The organism is Actinosynnema sp. NPDC004786, from assembly GCF_053601135.1.
In genome coordinates, this window is sequence record NZ_JBSGBG010000035.1 from 1 (window position 1) to 15,361 (window position 15,361).

General features: G+C 73.6%; 12 protein-coding genes. 7 read left to right on the forward strand and 5 right to left on the reverse strand.

Annotation, left to right across the window (positions count from 1 at the left end):
- Positions 1-160 precede the first annotated feature (160 nt).
- Together ACWEFJ_RS26880 and ACWEFJ_RS26885 are read right to left on the reverse strand one after the other, a co-directional pair.
- Entirely contained in the window at positions 161-787 is a 627-nt protein-coding gene (locus ACWEFJ_RS26880) for a CHAP domain-containing protein (protein ID WP_378089309.1), read from the reverse strand.
- 93 nt (positions 788-880) lie between these two features.
- Entirely contained in the window at positions 881-2,560 is a 1,680-nt protein-coding gene (locus ACWEFJ_RS26885; RefSeq protein ID WP_449715418.1) for a DUF885 domain-containing protein, read from the reverse strand.
- 105 nt (positions 2,561-2,665) lie between these two features.
- Between ACWEFJ_RS26885 and ACWEFJ_RS26890 the strand changes: the two genes are divergently transcribed.
- Positions 2,666-3,316 carry a DUF3153 domain-containing protein gene (locus tag ACWEFJ_RS26890; protein ID WP_378089313.1) on the forward strand — a complete coding sequence of 217 codons (651 nt, stop codon included), beginning with the start codon at positions 2,666-2,668 and terminating at the stop codon, positions 3,314-3,316.
- A gap of 193 nt (positions 3,317-3,509) precedes the next feature.
- Here ACWEFJ_RS26890 and ACWEFJ_RS26895 read toward each other — a convergent pair whose 3' ends face one another.
- Complete coding sequence (locus ACWEFJ_RS26895) at positions 3,510-4,394, reverse strand: methylenetetrahydrofolate reductase (RefSeq protein WP_378089315.1); 885 nt, start codon at positions 4,392-4,394, stop codon at positions 3,510-3,512.
- Between the two features lie 105 nt (positions 4,395-4,499).
- Between ACWEFJ_RS26895 and ACWEFJ_RS26900 the strand changes: the two genes are divergently transcribed.
- The 4 genes from ACWEFJ_RS26900 (at position 4,500) to ACWEFJ_RS26915 (ending at position 9,967) form a co-directional block, all read left to right on the forward strand.
- Positions 4,500-5,567, forward strand: a complete 1,068-nt coding sequence (locus ACWEFJ_RS26900) for a polyprenyl synthetase family protein (RefSeq protein WP_449715419.1) — start codon at positions 4,500-4,502, stop codon at positions 5,565-5,567.
- A gap of 2 nt (positions 5,568-5,569) precedes the next feature.
- The gene (gene crtI, locus ACWEFJ_RS26905) at positions 5,570-7,063 is read left to right on the forward strand and encodes a phytoene desaturase family protein (protein ID WP_449715420.1); all 1,494 of its coding nucleotides are present in this window, start codon (positions 5,570-5,572) and stop codon (positions 7,061-7,063) included.
- 571 nt (positions 7,064-7,634) lie between these two features.
- Entirely contained in the window at positions 7,635-9,083 is a 1,449-nt protein-coding gene (gene mptB, locus ACWEFJ_RS26910) for a polyprenol phosphomannose-dependent alpha 1,6 mannosyltransferase MptB (protein ID WP_449715421.1), read from the forward strand.
- On the forward strand, positions 9,080-9,967 hold the full coding sequence (locus ACWEFJ_RS26915) for a phytoene/squalene synthase family protein (protein ID WP_449715422.1): 888 nt from the start codon (positions 9,080-9,082) through the stop codon (positions 9,965-9,967). The genes mptB and ACWEFJ_RS26915 overlap by 4 nt, the downstream gene beginning before the upstream one ends.
- 85 nt (positions 9,968-10,052) lie before the next feature.
- Here the strand turns inward: ACWEFJ_RS26915 and ACWEFJ_RS26920 are convergent, their stop codons facing one another.
- The gene (locus ACWEFJ_RS26920; RefSeq protein WP_233820415.1) at positions 10,053-10,418 is read right to left on the reverse strand and encodes an Rv2175c family DNA-binding protein; all 366 of its coding nucleotides are present in this window, start codon (positions 10,416-10,418) and stop codon (positions 10,053-10,055) included.
- Between the two features lie 184 nt (positions 10,419-10,602).
- On the opposite strand from ACWEFJ_RS26920, the gene ACWEFJ_RS26925 reads away from it, so the two are divergent.
- Positions 10,603-12,690, forward strand: coding sequence for a PASTA domain-containing protein (locus tag ACWEFJ_RS26925; RefSeq protein ID WP_449715423.1), 2,088 nt, complete (start codon positions 10,603-10,605; stop codon positions 12,688-12,690).
- A 102-nt stretch (positions 12,691-12,792) separates the two neighbouring features.
- Here ACWEFJ_RS26925 and ACWEFJ_RS26930 read toward each other — a convergent pair whose 3' ends face one another.
- Positions 12,793-14,181 (reverse strand): class II 3-deoxy-7-phosphoheptulonate synthase, encoded by a 1,389-nt coding sequence (locus ACWEFJ_RS26930; RefSeq protein ID WP_378089327.1) that lies wholly within the window; start codon positions 14,179-14,181, stop codon positions 12,793-12,795.
- 63 nt (positions 14,182-14,244) lie between these two features.
- Here ACWEFJ_RS26930 and ACWEFJ_RS26935 point away from each other — a divergent pair, with 63 nt between their 5' ends.
- Positions 14,245-15,264 carry a DUF2891 domain-containing protein gene (locus tag ACWEFJ_RS26935; RefSeq protein WP_449715424.1) on the forward strand — a complete coding sequence of 340 codons (1,020 nt, stop codon included), beginning with the start codon at positions 14,245-14,247 and terminating at the stop codon, positions 15,262-15,264.
- The last annotated feature ends 97 nt before the right edge of the window (positions 15,265-15,361 follow it).

Genomic DNA, 15,361 nt, shown 5'->3' on the forward strand with positions numbered 1-15,361 from the left:
GGTCGGCGGGATGACACGGACACCGGACCCACAACCCAACGAAAGATCCAGGCGGGGTTGTCCATCCTGCTGATCTGCCCGTCCGGCGAGGACGCTTTGAGAAGCTTTTGAACGCTTCCGGTCTTCACCGCGCCCAGCCCTCGAACCGGGGCGCAACCGGTCAGAACGGCGAGACGAAGCCCGTCGCCTGCAGGTACTTGCCCGCGTTCAGCCCCTCGATCTTGCGCAGCTTGGAGTACACGACCCGGTCGTCGAAGTTCCCCTCGACCGTCCGCACGTGGGTGGCCTTGCGCCCGGTCCGGTCGTACCGCACCTCGACGACCAGCCCGACGTGCGCGTGCATGTCCGGGTAGTTGCCGTAGACCACCGCGTCGCCCGGCGCGACGTCGCGCTCCGCGATGTCCTTCCACCGGCCGTTGGCCTTGCCCCACTTCTGCCAGTACGTCGCCCAGTGCCCCTGGTCGAGCACGGGCGCGCCGGGGGCCGGGCGCATCGACGGCCGGTCCGGCACGCCGGCGGTCGTCCACGCCCAGTTGACGAACACGCCGCACCACTCGGCCGGGCGCAGCACGCCCTGGCCCTCGACCTGGTACTGCGGCGGGTAGTAGTTGCCGTTGCCCTCGCGCTGACCGACCTGGCGCAGCGCCTGGTCGACGATCTCCTGCCGGATGCGCCACTGGGCCTGGTCGCCCAGCGGTTCCGCCTGCGCGAGCGCCGGCGACCCGCCGAGCAGCAGCGAAGCGGCCAGTGCCGCGCCGAGCACGGCACGCGTCGCACGTCTGGTCATCAGGTCCCCCCTGCCGGTCGTCCGCACCGCGATCCAACACCCAATCCGGTGACCTCGGCGTGAGGCCGGGTGAGCCGAGGTCACCGGATCGAATCAGATCTCCGAAAGCCTCTCACGCAGCGTGTCCAGCCCCATCGCGCCCATCTCCAGCGCGTCCCGGTGGAACGCCTTGAGGTCGAACGCGTCACCGTGCCGCGCCCGGGCGTCCTCGCGGGCCGCCAGCCACAGCCGCTCCCCCAGCTTGTACGACGGGGCCTGCCCCGGCCAGCCCAGGTAGCGGTCGATCTCGTCGCGCACGTGGGCCGGGTCGGTGATCGTCCGGGTGAGCATGAACTCCAGGCCCAGCTCCGGCGTCCACCGCTCGCCCTCGTGGAAGCCGGTGCCCTTGGGGATCTCCAGCTCCAGGTGCATGCCGATGTCGATGATCACGCGGGCGGCGCGGAAGAGGTGCGCGTCCAGCATGCCGAGCAGGTCGCCGTCGTCCTCCAGGTAGCCCAGCTCGCGCATCAGCCGCTCCGCGTACAGCGCCCAGCCCTCGCCGTGGCCGGACACCCAGCACAGCAGCCGCTGGAACTCGTTGAGCTTCTCCGCCTGGTAGACGGCCGTGGCGACCTGGAGGTGGTGGCCGGGCACGCCCTCGTGGTAGACGGTCGACACCTCGCGCCAGGTGGGGAACTCCTCCTTGTCGTCCGGCACGGACCACCACATGCGGCCGGGCCGGGAGAAGTCCGGGGTGGGGCCGTTGTAGTACGCGCCGACGCCGCCGCCGGGCGGCGCGATGCGGCACTCCAGCTTCATCAGCTCGTCCGGCAGGTCGAAGTGCACGCCCCGGACGTCCAGCAGGGCCTTGTCGGACAGGTCCTGCATCCACGACCGCAGGCCGTCCTTGCCGTGCACCAGGTAGCGCGGGTCGGCGTCCAGCGCGGCGGCGGCCTCGGCGAGGGTCGCGCCCGGTTTGATCCGGTTCGCGACCTGCTTCATCTCGGTCTCGATGCGGGTGAACTCGGCCCAGCCCCACTCGTAGGCCTCGGCCAGGTCGAGCCGGGAGCCGGTGAAGAACCGCGACCACAGCCGGTAGACGTCCTCGCCGACCGCGTCCTTCTCCGGCGCCTTGGGCGCGAGGTCGTCGCGCAGGAACACGGCCAGGTCGCCGTACGCCTCGGAGGCGGCCTTCGCGCCCGCCTCCAGCTCGGTGCGCAGCGCGCCGTCCACCGGCGCGTCCGCGATCAGCCCGGCGAAGAACGACTTCCCGCCGGCCCGGCCCGACCACGTGTCGCACTGCTCGGCGACCCGGCTGACCTGCCGCAACGCCGCCACGCACCCCTTGTCGGCGGCGTAGGCGAGGCCCGCGCGCAGGTTCGCCACCGCGTCCGGCACGGCGGTGAGCCGCTTGGCGATCACGGCCCAGTCGTCGGCGGTCTCGGTGGGCATCTGGTCGAAGACCTCGCGCAGCGACTGCACGGGGCTCGCGATGACGTTGAGCGCGCCCTCCATCTGGCCGGCCTCGTGCAGCTCGACCTCCAGCCCGACCCGCTCCAGGAACACGGCCTTGGCGTCGGCCTCCGACTTGTCCGCGGGCTCGGCCGCGGTGACGGCGGCGAGCGCGGCCACGGCCAGCTGCTTGCGGGCGGCGTGGCCCTCCGGCGAGTAGTCGGTCAGCTCGTCGTCGTGGCCGGGCTTGCCGATGAACGTCGCGGTCAGCGGGTCCGCCGCCGCGTAGTCGGCCACGAACTGGTTGCTGATGCCGTGCACGCCGGCGGAGGAGGTTGCCATGCGCCGCACGTTACCTCCGGCCCTTGTCCCCCCAACAGGTATTTAGCGAGGCTCACGATCGTGTCCCGATGGTCAACTTTTGACCGCGGCCGGCACTATGACCGGGTGTCCAGGGCCTCCGCGCTCCTCCTGCCGGTCCTCCTCGTCGCGCTGCTGTCGCTGACGGGGTGCGTCCGGCTGCACGCCGCGATGGCGCTGTCCACCGACGACCGCGTGTCCGGCGAGATCGTCGCCGCCACGCCGCCGACCAAGGACAACGACCCCGGTCCGCAGCTCAAGGTGCCCGAGGACCTGGCCAGTCGGGTCAGCACGAAGCCGTACAAGGTGGACGACTACGTCGGCACGCAGCTGTCGTTCACCGGGTTGACGTTCGACGAGGTGCGGGCGCTGTCGACGGCGACGAGCGCGTCGTCCAGCCGGTACCAGCTCGCGTTCCGCAGGTCCGGCGACCTGGTGACGTTGTCGGGGTCGGTGGACCTGACCCAGGTGCCGCCGGAGCGGGCGGACATCCAGGTGAAGATCAGCTTTCCGGGTGAAATCGTGGACACGAACGGGCGAGAGGAGGACGACGCGACCATCGCGTGGTCCCCGAAGCCCGGCCAGGCGTCGATGTTGACCGCGACGGTCCGGTACGCGGGCGCGAACTCGGTGTCGTACTTCGGCTGGACGATGCTGGTGGCCGGGCTGACCGGCGGGGCGGCGCTGATCGTGGTGGTGCTGGCGATCGTCGCCCACCGCCGCAGCCGGGTGTCCTGACCCGGGGGTCGCGGAGGATGGCGGCCATCGCGTCGACCACGACCTGCCGGCGGCGCTCCGCCGCTGACGCGCCGGCCACCGCGCCCGGCGGTCCGGCGCACACGGCGCGCCCGATGGGCCGGCGTACGCGGCGACCAGGCCGACCCGGCGGCCCGCCACGTCCGGGTGATCAGGCGCACCCGGTGCGGGCGGGTCAGGCGCGGGCGGGCACCAGGTTCAGCCGGCCGACGATCTCGCGCGTCGCCTTCGACCGGTTGAACGTGTAGAAGTGCAGGCACGGCACGCCCTCGGCGAGCAGCCGCTCCCCCACCTCGGTCACCAGGTCGATGCCCGCCGCGCGGAAGCCCGCCGGGTCGTCGGCGTACGGGTCGAGGCGGCGCGCCACCGAGGGCGGCACCGACGCGCCCGACAGCTCCACCGTCTTGGCCAGCGTCCGGGGCGTGGTCAGCGGCATCAGGCCGGGGATCAGCACGGTCTCGCAGCCCTGCGCGGCCACCCGGTCGCGCAGCCGCAGGAAGTCCTCCGGCTCGAAGAACAGCTGGGCGATCGCGAAGTCCGCCCCCGCCCGCAGCTTGCGGACCAGGTACCGGGTGTCCTCGTCCAGGTCCGTCGACCGCGGGTGCCCGTACGGCGACGCGGCCACGCCGACGCAGAAGTCGCCCAGCTCGCGGCACAGCCGGACGAGTTCCTCGGCGTAGGTCAGGCCCTGCGGGTGCGCCACCCACTCGCCGTTCGGGTCGCCGGGCGGGTCGCCCCGCACGGCCAGGATGTTGCGCACACCGACGGCCGCGTACCAGCCGATCACGTTGCGCAGCTCGGCCACCGAGTGGTTGACCAGGGTGAGGTGCGCCATCGGCAGCAGCGTGGTCTCCTGCGCGACCCGGCCGGTGGTCCGGATGGTCCGGTCGCGCGTCGACCCGCCCGCGCCGTAGGTGATGGACACGAACGCCGGGTCGAGGGGCTCCAGCTCCCGGATCGCCCGCCAGAGCACGGTCTCGTCCGCCTCGTCGCGCGGCGGGAAGAACTCGACGGAGAACACGGGGGACCCCGTGCGCAGGCGCTCGACCACCGACGTCATGCCTCCCAGCCTAGAGGCACGTCCGGACCGTGGGAGACGCCTTTCACTGGATGGGACCAGCCCCCCGGTTGGGCATCCCGAAGGGACAGAGGTGACCATAGACGGGTGCCGCCCCACCCGTTGGACCTCGAACTGCCCAAGCACGTCGACGAAGCGTTGGCAGGTTATCTCGCCGACCGCCGGGCGCTGGGTGAGCGCATGGAGGAGAACTTCACCAGCGCCGTGGACGCCCTGGCCGACTTCGTCCTCGGCGGCGGCAAGCGGATCCGGCCCACGTTCGCGTGGTGGGGCTGGCGCGCCGCGGGCGGCGACCCCGAGGGCGAGCTGGCCGGCGCGGTGCTCACCGCGGTCAGCTCGCTGGAGCTGATCCAGGCGTGCGCGCTGGTGCACGACGACCTGATGGACGCCTCGGAGACCCGGCGCGGCATGCCGACCGTGCACGTCCGGTTCGCCCGCAGGCACCGCCGCGAGGGCTGGCTCGGCGAGGCGGAGCGGTTCGGCCTGGCCGCCTCGGTGCTGATCGGCGACGTGGCGCTGGCCTGGGCGGACGACATGCTGTTCGCCGCCGGCCTGCCCACCGACGCGTTGCAGCGGCTGAGCCTGCCGTGGCGCGACATGCGCACCGAGATGCTCGCCGGCCAGTACCTCGACGTGCTGACCCAGGCGCGCGGCGACAGCTCGCCGGACGCCGCGCTGCGCATCGACCGGCTCAAGACCGCCGCCTACACCGTCGAACGGCCGCTGCACATGGGCGCGGCGATCGGCGGCGCGTCACCCGAGCTGGTGGACGGCCTGCGCTCGTTCGGCACCGACATCGGCGTGGCGTTCCAGCTGCGCGACGACCTGCTCGGCGTGTTCGGCGACCCGGCGGTGACCGGCAAGCCCGCGGGCGACGACCTGCGCGAGGGCAAGCGCACGCTGCTGGTCGCGCTCGGCATGCGGTTCGGCGCGGACGTGCTGCACGAGGCGCTGGGCAAACCCGACCTGGACGTCGCCATGGTGGACGAGGTGCGCGCGCGGCTGCGCGAGGTCGGCGCGGTGGACGCGGTCGAGGAGCGGATCGCCGAGCTGACCGCCTCCGCGCTGCTCGCGCTGGAACGCGCCCCGGTCGCCGAACCCGCCGGTGAACGACTGGCCGAGCTGGCGGTCAGCGCCACGAAACGGACCTACTGACGATGCGCACGGTCACCGGCCGCACGGACCACGTCGTCGTGGTCGGCGCGGGGTTGGCGGGGTTGTCCGCCGCGTTGCACCTGCTCGGCGCGGGTCGCCGGGTCACCGTGGTCGAGCGCGACGCCGTGCCCGGCGGTCGGGCGGGCCGGCTCGACCTGGGCGGCTACCGCTTCGACACCGGGCCGACCGTGCTGACCATGCCGGAGCTGGTGCACGAGGCGCTGGCCGCGGTCGGCGACTCGCTGCGCGACCGGCTGGAGCTGCGGCAGTTGCACCCCGCCTACCGGGCCCGCTTCGCCGACGGCAGCACGCTGGACGTGCACTCCGACGCCGAGGCGATGGAGGCCGAGGTGCGCCGGTTCGCCGGCCCGCGCGAGGCCGCGGGCTACCGGGCGCTGCGCCGCTGGCTGACCGAGCTGTACCGGGTGGAGCGCGAGCGGTTCATCGGCGCGAACTTCGACTCGCCGCTGTCCCTGCTCACGCCGGAGCTGGCGAAGCTGGCCGCGCTGCGCGGGTTCGGCCGGCTCGGGCCCGCGGTGGCGCGATTCCTGCGCGACGAACGCCTGCGCCGGGTGTTCTCGTTCCAGTCGCTGTACGCGGGCGTGCCGCCGCGCAAGGCCCTCGCCGCCTACGCCGTGATCGCGTACATGGACACGATCGCGGGCGTGCACCACCCCGAAGGCGGGATGCGGGCGCTGCCGGACGCGATGGCCGCCGCCGCCCGGGACGCGGGGGCCGACCTGCGGTTCCAGACGCCGGTGGCGTGGCTGGAGCGCATCGGCGGCCGGGTCACGGCGGTGCGCACCGCGCACGGCGAGCGCATCCCGTGCGACGCGGTCGTGCTCACCCCGGACCTGCCGATGGCGTACCGCCTGCTGGGGCACCGCCCGCGCCGGCCGCTGCCGATCACCTGGTCGCCGTCGGCGGTCGTGCTGCACGCGGGCGTGGACCGGACGTGGCCGGAGCTGGCGCACCACACCCTGTTCTTCGGCCGGGCCTGGGACCGGACGTTCGACGAGCTGACCCGCCGCGGCACGCTGATGAGCGACCCGTCGCTGCTGGTCACCGCGCCGCCCGGCCAGGGCATGTTCGTGCTGGCGCCCGCGCCGAACCTGCGCACCGGCCCGATCGACTGGGACCGCGTCGGCCCGGCCTACCGCGACGAGCTGGTGGGCGTGCTGGAGGCGCGGGGCCTGACCGGGTTCGGCTCGGCGATCGAGGTCGAGCAGCTGGTCACGCCCCGGGACTGGGCCGAGCGCGGCCTGGCCGCGGGCACCCCGTTCTCGGCCGCGCACACGTTCGCCCAGACCGGCCCGTTCCGGCCGCGCAACCTCGTGCTCGACAACGCGGTGCTGGCGGGCTGCGGCACCACGCCGGGCGTGGGCGTGCCGCCGGTGCTGATCTCGGGCCGGTTGGCCGCCCAGCGGATCACGGGGACCACCGCGACGAGGTCGCGACGCCCGGTCACGACCCGGTGGGCGCGCACCGGGCGCTGACCACGCCACCACTCCCTCACCGCCCGGCTGCATCCGGCACCGCGCCACCCGCGAGCCCGGCCGCGGCAGCGCGCCACCACGAGACGGGCCGGCCGGCGTCACGCCGCCACGAGCCCGGCCAGCGGCGCACCACGGCAACCCGGCGGCGCACCACGGCAACCCGGCGGCGCACCACGACGACCCGGCGGCGCGGCGGCGCGCCGCCCAGGGCGCGGCTGCCCGGCGTCGGCGTCCGGCGGCTCCGGCGACGTGCGACGGTTCCGGCGGCTCCGGCGGCTCCGGCGGCGTGCGACGGCTCCGGCGGCTCCGGCGGCGTGCGGCGCAGGTGGGACCGACCGGGCCGCCGCCGTCGAATACTCCATGTGGTCACTCCCCCGAGTGACACGCGCGTGCGAAGATCCCTCCTGGTGTTACGAGCCTGTCACCAGACAGCGCTATCACGTGCCGGCGCGTCCGGACCTTGTGCGACGATGTTGCCGCGATGGCCGCGACCCCGTCCTTCCCACGATCGAGCGCCGCACCTGTCGAGCCGGTGCGGTCGTCGGCTACCCGGGTTCGGGACGGCGGCCCGGTGGACCGGCCGGACCCCGGCGGCATCCCGATCCGCACGATCCTGCTCGGCGTCGGCGGCGTCATGCTGCTCGCCCTCGGCGGCACCGGCGCGGGCGCGATACTCAAGCACGACCCGCTGCTGGCCGACACCACGCTGAGCTTCATCCGGTACGGCCACGGCCACGACCTCGCCACCGCCGTGCTCTACCTCGGCCTCGGCATGGTGATCTGGTCGTGGACCCGGCTCGGCCGGATGGTGCGCAACGGCCACGTCGGCAGCGCCGCCGTGCTCACCGCGATCGTGGCCTGGACGCTGCCGCTGCTGTTCGCGCCGCCGCTGTTCAGCAAGGACATCTACAGCTACCTCGCGCAGGGCCAGATCGCGCTCAACGGCCTGGACCCCTACTCGGTCGGCCCCGCGGTGCTCCAGAGCCCGCTGTCGGACAACGTGAGCTGGGTCTGGCAGAACACCCCCGCGCCGTACGGGCCGCTGTTCCTGATGCTGGCCGAGGGCGTGGTGTGGGCCACGGGCGGCAGCGTCATCGGCGGCGTGGTGATCATGCGGATGGTGCTGGCGGTCGGCCTGGTGCTGCTGTGCTGGGCGCTGCCCGGCCTGACCCGCCACCTCGGCGGGCGGCCCGCGACCGCGCTGTGGGTGGCCGTGGCGAACCCGCTGATGCTCGTGCACCTCATCGGCGGCGCGCACAACGACCTGCTGATGGTGGGCCTGCTCGCGGCCGGGGTGCTCCTGGTGCTCGACCGCAGGCACGTGCTCGGCATCGCCGTGGTCACGCTGGCGTTCGCGGTGAAGGCCACGGCCGTGGTCGCGCTGCCGTTCCTGGTGCTGGTGTGGGCCCGCAGGCTGGACGGGTCCCGCACGACGCAGCTCGGCAAGGCCATCGCGGGCGGCGTGGTCACGTTCCTCGCGGTGTTCGCCGCGACCACCTTCGTGTCGGGCCTGGACCTGGGCTGGATCCCGGCGCTCAGCTCGTCCTCCACGATCGTGAACTGGCTGTCGCTGCCCAGCGCGGTCGGCGACTTCGCGCACACCGTGGTCAGCGCGTTCGTCCGGGTCGAGCCGGGCTGGTTCATGACCGTCGCCCGCGGCCTCGGCTCGGTGCTGCTGGTCTTCATCGCGTGGCGGCAGTGGCGGGCCGCGCAGGACGGCGGCCCCGAGGCGATGCGCCGGGCCGCGATCACCATGCTGGCCGTGGCGCTGCTCTCCCCGGCCACGCTGCCCTGGTACTTCAGCTGGCCGCTGGTGATGGCGGCGGCGCTGCCGTGGACCACGACCGGGTTGAAGGCGGCGGTGTTCTTCTCCACCTGGCTGCTGCTGGTGACGTTCCCCAACGGCGACACGGCGCTGTACTCGTGGGCCTATCTGGTGTTCGTCGCGGCGGTGTCCGCGCTCGCGTGCGTGTCCCTGACCAGGCCGGACCCGTTGCGGCTGTCCAGCAGGTACGCGTGACGGACCTGGCCGCGGCGTACGCCCGCTGCCGCGAGCTGAACGCCCGGCACGGTCGCACGTTCTTCCTCGCCACGCGCCTGCTCACGCCCGCGCAGCGGCCCTCCGTGCACGCCCTGTACGGCTTCGCCCGGTTGGCCGACGACATCGTGGACAGCGGCACGTCGCCCGACCCCGCGGGCGAGCTGGACGCGCTGGAAGCGCGGCTCCGCGACGAGCTGGCGGGACGCCGGACGGGCCACCCCGTGCTCGCGGCCCTGGCGGACACCGCGCGGCGCCACCGCCTCGACCAGGCGTTGTTCACCGACTTCCTGGCGTCCATGCGGATGGACCTGACGGTCACGTCGTACCCGGACTTCCCGGCGCTGGAGCGGTACATGCACGGGTCCGCCGAGGTCATCGGGCTGCAGATGCTGCCCGTCTTCGGGACGGTGGGGCCGCGGGAGCGGGCCGAGCCGGCGGCTGCCGCGCTGGGCCGGGCGTTCCAGCTGACGAACTTCCTGCGCGACGTCGGCGAGGACCTGGACCGGGGCCGGCTCTACCTGCCGCTGGACGTGCTGGCGGCCCACGGCGTCGACCGCGAGCTGCTGGTGTGGTGCCGGCGGACGGGGCGGTCCGACCAGCGGGTGCGGCGGGCGCTGCGGCACCTGCTGGCGCACGCGCTGGCCGAGTACCGGGAGGCCGAGGTGGGCGTGCCGATGCTGCGGCCCGTGTCGCGGCCGTGCGTCCGGACCGCGCTCGTCCTCTACCGGGGGATCCTGGACGAGATCGCCGCGGCCGACTACCGGGTGCTGGACCGGCGGGTGGTCGTGCCCACCTCGCGGCGGCTGGCCGTCGCCGGGCCCGGTTTCGCCCGCGCGTTGATCGCCCGGCTCACCGGTCGCTGAGCGCCCGGGAACACGACGTCCGGACGACTCCCCCGCTCGGAGGAGCCGCCCGGACGTGGTCGGTCGTCGGGGTGGTGCGCTTCCGTCAGAAGCCCAGGGCCTGTGCCCGCCGCTTCACCTCACGGCCGCGGTCGCCGCGCAACGCCTCGATGGGCGTGCCGGGCAGGGTCTCGTCCTCGGTGAACAACCACCGCAGGATCTCTTCGGTCGAGAAGCCGGAGTCGCGCAGCACCGTGATGGTGCCGGGCAGCCCCTTCACCACGCCTCCGGCGGCGAGGAACTGGGCGGGGACGACGAGGACACCGTCACGGCGCTCGGCGAGCAGCTGACCGTCGCGCAGCAACTGGTGGACTCGGTTGATCGGCAGGCCAAGACGCTCGGCGACCTCGGGGAGGGGCAGGACCTCCAGGTCGGGAGCCAGCACATCCGCAGCGGCAGGAATCGCACTCACGTGCGTCACGATGCCACAACGACGTGCGCGATGCCCTGCGCCAACCGGGTGGTGGCGGTACACCCGCGGGTCGGCTTGCGGACACCCACCGTTCCGCTCGACTTTGACACGGATCCCACACGCGCGCGTGGGATGCTCCAGCGCACAGCATCGGTCGGCACCACCCACCGTACGATCCACGGCTGTGGAAAGGTCGGCGACGAACGTGATCGGCGGGCTGCTCGAACAACGCTACCGGGTCGGCGCCCTGGTGGCGCGGGGCGGCATGTCCACCGTGTACCGAGGTGTGGACACCCGCCTGGAGCGCACCGTGGCCATCAAGGTCATGGACCCCAGGTTCTCCGCCGACCCGCAGTTCGTGGCGCGGTTCGAGCGCGAGGCGCGGGCGGCGGCGAAGCTGCACCACCCGGGCGTGGTGCAGGTGCACGACCAGGGCGTGGACGAGGACCGGGTCTACCTGGTCATGGAGCTGGTCGACGGCGGCACGCTGCGGGACCTGCTCACCGCGCGCGGCAAGCTCGACGTGGCGTTGGCGCTCACCGTGCTGGAGAAGGTCCTCTCGCCGCTCGCCGCGGCGCACCGGGCCGACCTCGTGCACCGGGACGTGAAGCCGGAGAACGTGCTCATCGGCCCGAACGGCACGGTGAAGGTCGCCGACTTCGGCCTGGTCCGCGCCGTGTCCACGGCCGGTGTGACCAGCGACACCATGATCCTGGGCACGGTCGCCTACCTCTCCCCCGAGCAGGTCACCACGGGGACCACGGACGCGCGCAGCGACGTGTACTCGGCGGGCGTGCTGCTGTACGAGATGCTGACTGGCGCGCCGCCGTACGTGGGCGACAACGCCATCTCGGTGGCCTACCGGCACGTGAACGACGAGGTGCCGCCGGTGCCGGACGTGCCCGCCGAGGTGGCGGAGCTGGTGCGGCGGGCGACCCGCAAGGAGCCGTTCCTGCGGCCCGCGGACGCCGAGTCGTTCCTGTCCGAGGTGGAGACCGCGCGGGCGAAGCTGGGCCTGGCGCTGGTGGACGTGCCGGTGCCCGCCGCCGCGCCGCAGGCCGTCGCCGCGCCCGCCGCGCCCGCCGAGGAGGCCACGGAGCACGTGCCCGCGCCGGTCGGGCCGGCCGAGCGGACGGTGCGGGTCGAGCCGGTGCGGGTGGGCGCGGGCGTGCCGTTCGCCGAGCCCACCGTGCCGGTGCACCGCCCCAACCCGCTCGTGCCGCCGCCCACCGGCCCGCAGGGCACCCGGGCGATCCCCAGGGCGGCGCTGATCGCCCCGCCGGAGCCCCAGCCGGTCGGGCCGCAGCCGCCCCCGCCGGGCCGTCCGCGCCCCAAGAGGCCGCCGAAGAAGAAGACGCCCGAACAGCTCTACGAGGAGATGCGGGCGCGCAGCAAGCGGCAGTTCATCACGTGGATCAGCGTCGTCGCGGTGGTCGCGGTCATCATCGGCGTCACGAGCTGGTGGCTGGTGGTCGGCCGGGTTACCACCGTGCCGGACCTGGTCGGCAAGGACGAGGCCACGGCCACCGCGCTGCTGGACGAGGCGTCGCTGAAGAAGACGCTGCGCACCGAGAACAGCGACACCGTGCCCAGCGGCCAGGTGATCAGCACCGACCCGCCCGCCGGCACCGAGGCGACCCGCGGTGACCTGGTGCGGCTCGTGGTGTCCGCGGGCAAGCCGGTCGTGCCGCAGGTCAACGCCGGGGTCGAGGTCGCCGCGGCCGAGCGGGAGATCACCTCGGTCGGGCTGAAGCCGCAGCTCAACCCCGCCGAGGACGCGTTCAGCGACCGCGTGCCCAAGGGCAAGGTGGTGACGCTCAAGCCCGCGCCCGGCACGCCCGTGCCGATCGGTTCCGCAGTGACGATCGTGCTGAGCAAGGGCCCCGAGCCCAAGCCGGTGCCGAGCGTGATCGGCAAGTCGAAGGACGAGGCGTTCGCCGAGCTGAGCGCGGCCGGGTTCGAGCCGGTCGAGGGCACGCCGGAGCCGTCGGACAAGGTCGAGGGCGGCAAGGTCGTCCGCACCGACCCGCCGGCGGGCACGAACCTGCCGCCGACGAACCGCCGGGTGACCGTCTTCGTGGCCCCCGAGGGGGTGACCGTGCCGCACGTCGAGGGCAAGACGGTCAAGGAGGCGAAGAAGATCCTGGAGGAGGCCGGCCTGAAGGTCGACGTCCAGTTCAACAACCGCGACCGGGCCCGCGTGGTGAACCAGTCGGTGCGGGCCGGCGAGCGCGTGCCGAAGGACACCAAGATCACCATCATCGGGGTGTAGGCCGGGCGGCCCGGGGCGGCAAGGCCCCGGGCCACGCGACCCCGGAACCGCAGTGGCCCCCGACTCGGCGAGTCGGGGGCCACGTCGTCGATCGGGTCCGGGTCAGCTGCGCAGCATCTCCGCGACCAGGAACGCCAGCTCCAGCGACTGCTGCGTGTTCAGCCGCGGGTCGCAGGCGGTCTCGTAGCGGCCCGCCAGGTCGAGGTCGGAGATCTCCTGCGCGCCGCCCAGGCACTCGGTGACGTCCTCGCCGGTCAGCTCGATGTGGATGCCGCCGGGGTGGGTGCCCAGCCGCCGGTGCACCTCGAAGAAGCCCTGCACCTCGTCCACGATCCGGTCGAAGTGCCGGGTCTTGTAGCCGGTGGACGACTCGTGCGTGTTGCCGTGCATCGGGTCGCACTGCCAGATGACCTGGTGGCCGGAGGCGGTGACCTTCTCCACGATCGGGGGCAGCACGTCGCGCACCTTGCCGTTGCCCATGCGGCTGATCAGCGTCAACCGGCCGGGCTGGTTGTGCGGGTCGAGCCGCTCGACGTACTCGACGGCCATCTCCGGCGTGGTCGACGGGCCGATCTTCAACCCGATCGGGTTGGACAGCAGCTCGGCGAACGCGATGTGCGCGCCGTCGAGCTGCCGGGTGCGCTCGCCGATCCACAGGAAGTGCGACGACAGGTCGTACAGCCTGGGCTGGTCGCCGCTCGTGTCCAGGCGCAGCAGGGCCCGCTCGTAGTCGAGCAGCAGCGCCTCGTGCGAGGCGAAGATCTCGGTCGTGTGCAGCGACGCGTCGTTCACGCCGCACGCCGACATGAACCGCAGGCCGCGGTCGATCTCGCCGGCCAGGGCCTCGTACCGCTCGCCGGCGGGGGACTGGCGGACGAAGTCCTTGTTCCAGTCGTGCAGCCGGTGCAGGTCGGCCATGCCGGCCGTGGTCATGGCCCGCAGCAGGTTCATCGCCGCGCCCGCGTTGGCGTAGGCGCGGATCATCCGGGACGGGTCCGGCACACGGGCCTCGGGCGTCGCGACCAGCGAGTTCACGATGTCGCCGCGGTAGGACGGCAGGCCGAGCGCGTCGATGCCCGACGAGCGCGGCTTGGCGTACTGGCCCGCGATGCGGCCGATCTTCACCACCGGCAGGCTCGCGCCGTAGGTGAGCACGACGGCCATCTGCAGCAGGGTCCGGACGTTCGCGCGGATGTGCGGCTCGGTGTTGTCCGCGAACGTCTCCGCGCAGTCGCCGCCCTGCAGCAGGAACGCCTCGCCGCGGGCGACCTCGGCCAGGTTGTCGCGCAGCCGGTCGATCTCGGCCGGCACGGTGATCGGCGGCACGCTCTCGAGCACGGTCCGCACCTTGCGCACCTGCTCGGCGTCGGGCCACTCCGGCTGCTGCGCGGCCGGGCGGCTCAACGCGTCGTCCAGGCGGTCGCGCAGCTCGGGTGGCAGGGGCGGAAGCTCGGGAAGCGTGTCCACGGGCACGTCCACGGTCCAGTTCACACGTTAAAGATAGCTGCCCACATGGAGAGACGGACGCGGGTCCACGTGTGCATGATGTGGACCATGCCGGACACCCGATTGGACGATGACACGGCGGCCAGGCTCCTGCGGACCGCGGTGGACAACCTCCGGCGGGACTACCCGGCGCACTGGTCGCACGTGGTGACCGGCGACGCCGACCTGGTGCCGCAGCGGGTGCTGCACCCGATCTTCGCCGGGTCGTTCGACTGGCACTCGTGCGTGCATCAGACCTGGTTGGCGGTCCGCCTGCTGCGCCTGCGGCCCGGGATCGGGGGCGCGGACGACGCCCGCCGGGCGCTGGACTCGCTGATCACCGAGGAGCACGCCCGGGTCGAGGCGGCGTTCTTCGACGGGCCCAACGGGGGCTTCTGGGAGCGCCCGTACGGGTGGGCGTGGCTGCTGGTGCTCGATGCGGAACTCCGCACCTGGGACGCGCCGTGGGCGGCGGCGCTGCGGCCGTTGAGCGCGGTGCTGCGTGACCGGTATCTCGCCAAGGTGGCGGGCGCGCGGCTGCCGGTCCGGACCGGCACGCACGGCAACACGGCGTTCGCGACCGGGCTGGTGCTCGACGCGGCGCGGGCCGTGGGCGACGAGGAGCTGGCCGGGGCGTGCGCGGAGGCCGCGTTGCGGTGGCACCGGGAGGACGCCGGCTACGGCGGGTTCGAGCCGGACGCGGCGGACTTCCTCTCGCCCGCGCTGACCGAGGCCGACCTGGTGCGGCGGGTGCTGCCGGCCGGGGCGTTCACCGCCTGGTTCGAGGCGTTCCTGCCGAACCTGGAGGACGCGCGCTGGAAGGTGCTGCGCGAGCCGGTGCCCGTGGACGACCCCACCGACCCCCACGGCTCGCACCTGGTGGGCCTCGCGCTGTCGCGGGCCTGGCAGTGGCGCGCCGTCGCCGACGCGCTGCCCGCCGGGCACCGCTACGCCGACCTGGCCCGCACCGCCGCCGACGTGCACCGGGAGGCCGGTCTGGGGCACGTGTTCGGGCACGGCTACTACGCCGAGCACTGGCTGGGCACCTTCGCCGCCTACCTGCACCTGGGCGCGTTCACCGACCGCTGACCACCCGCGTGCCCGGCTCCACCGGCCGCCTCCCCCGGCCCCGGTCCGCTCCACCGGCCGCCTCGCCCGGCCTCGCCCCGCTGCCACCGGCCGCCTC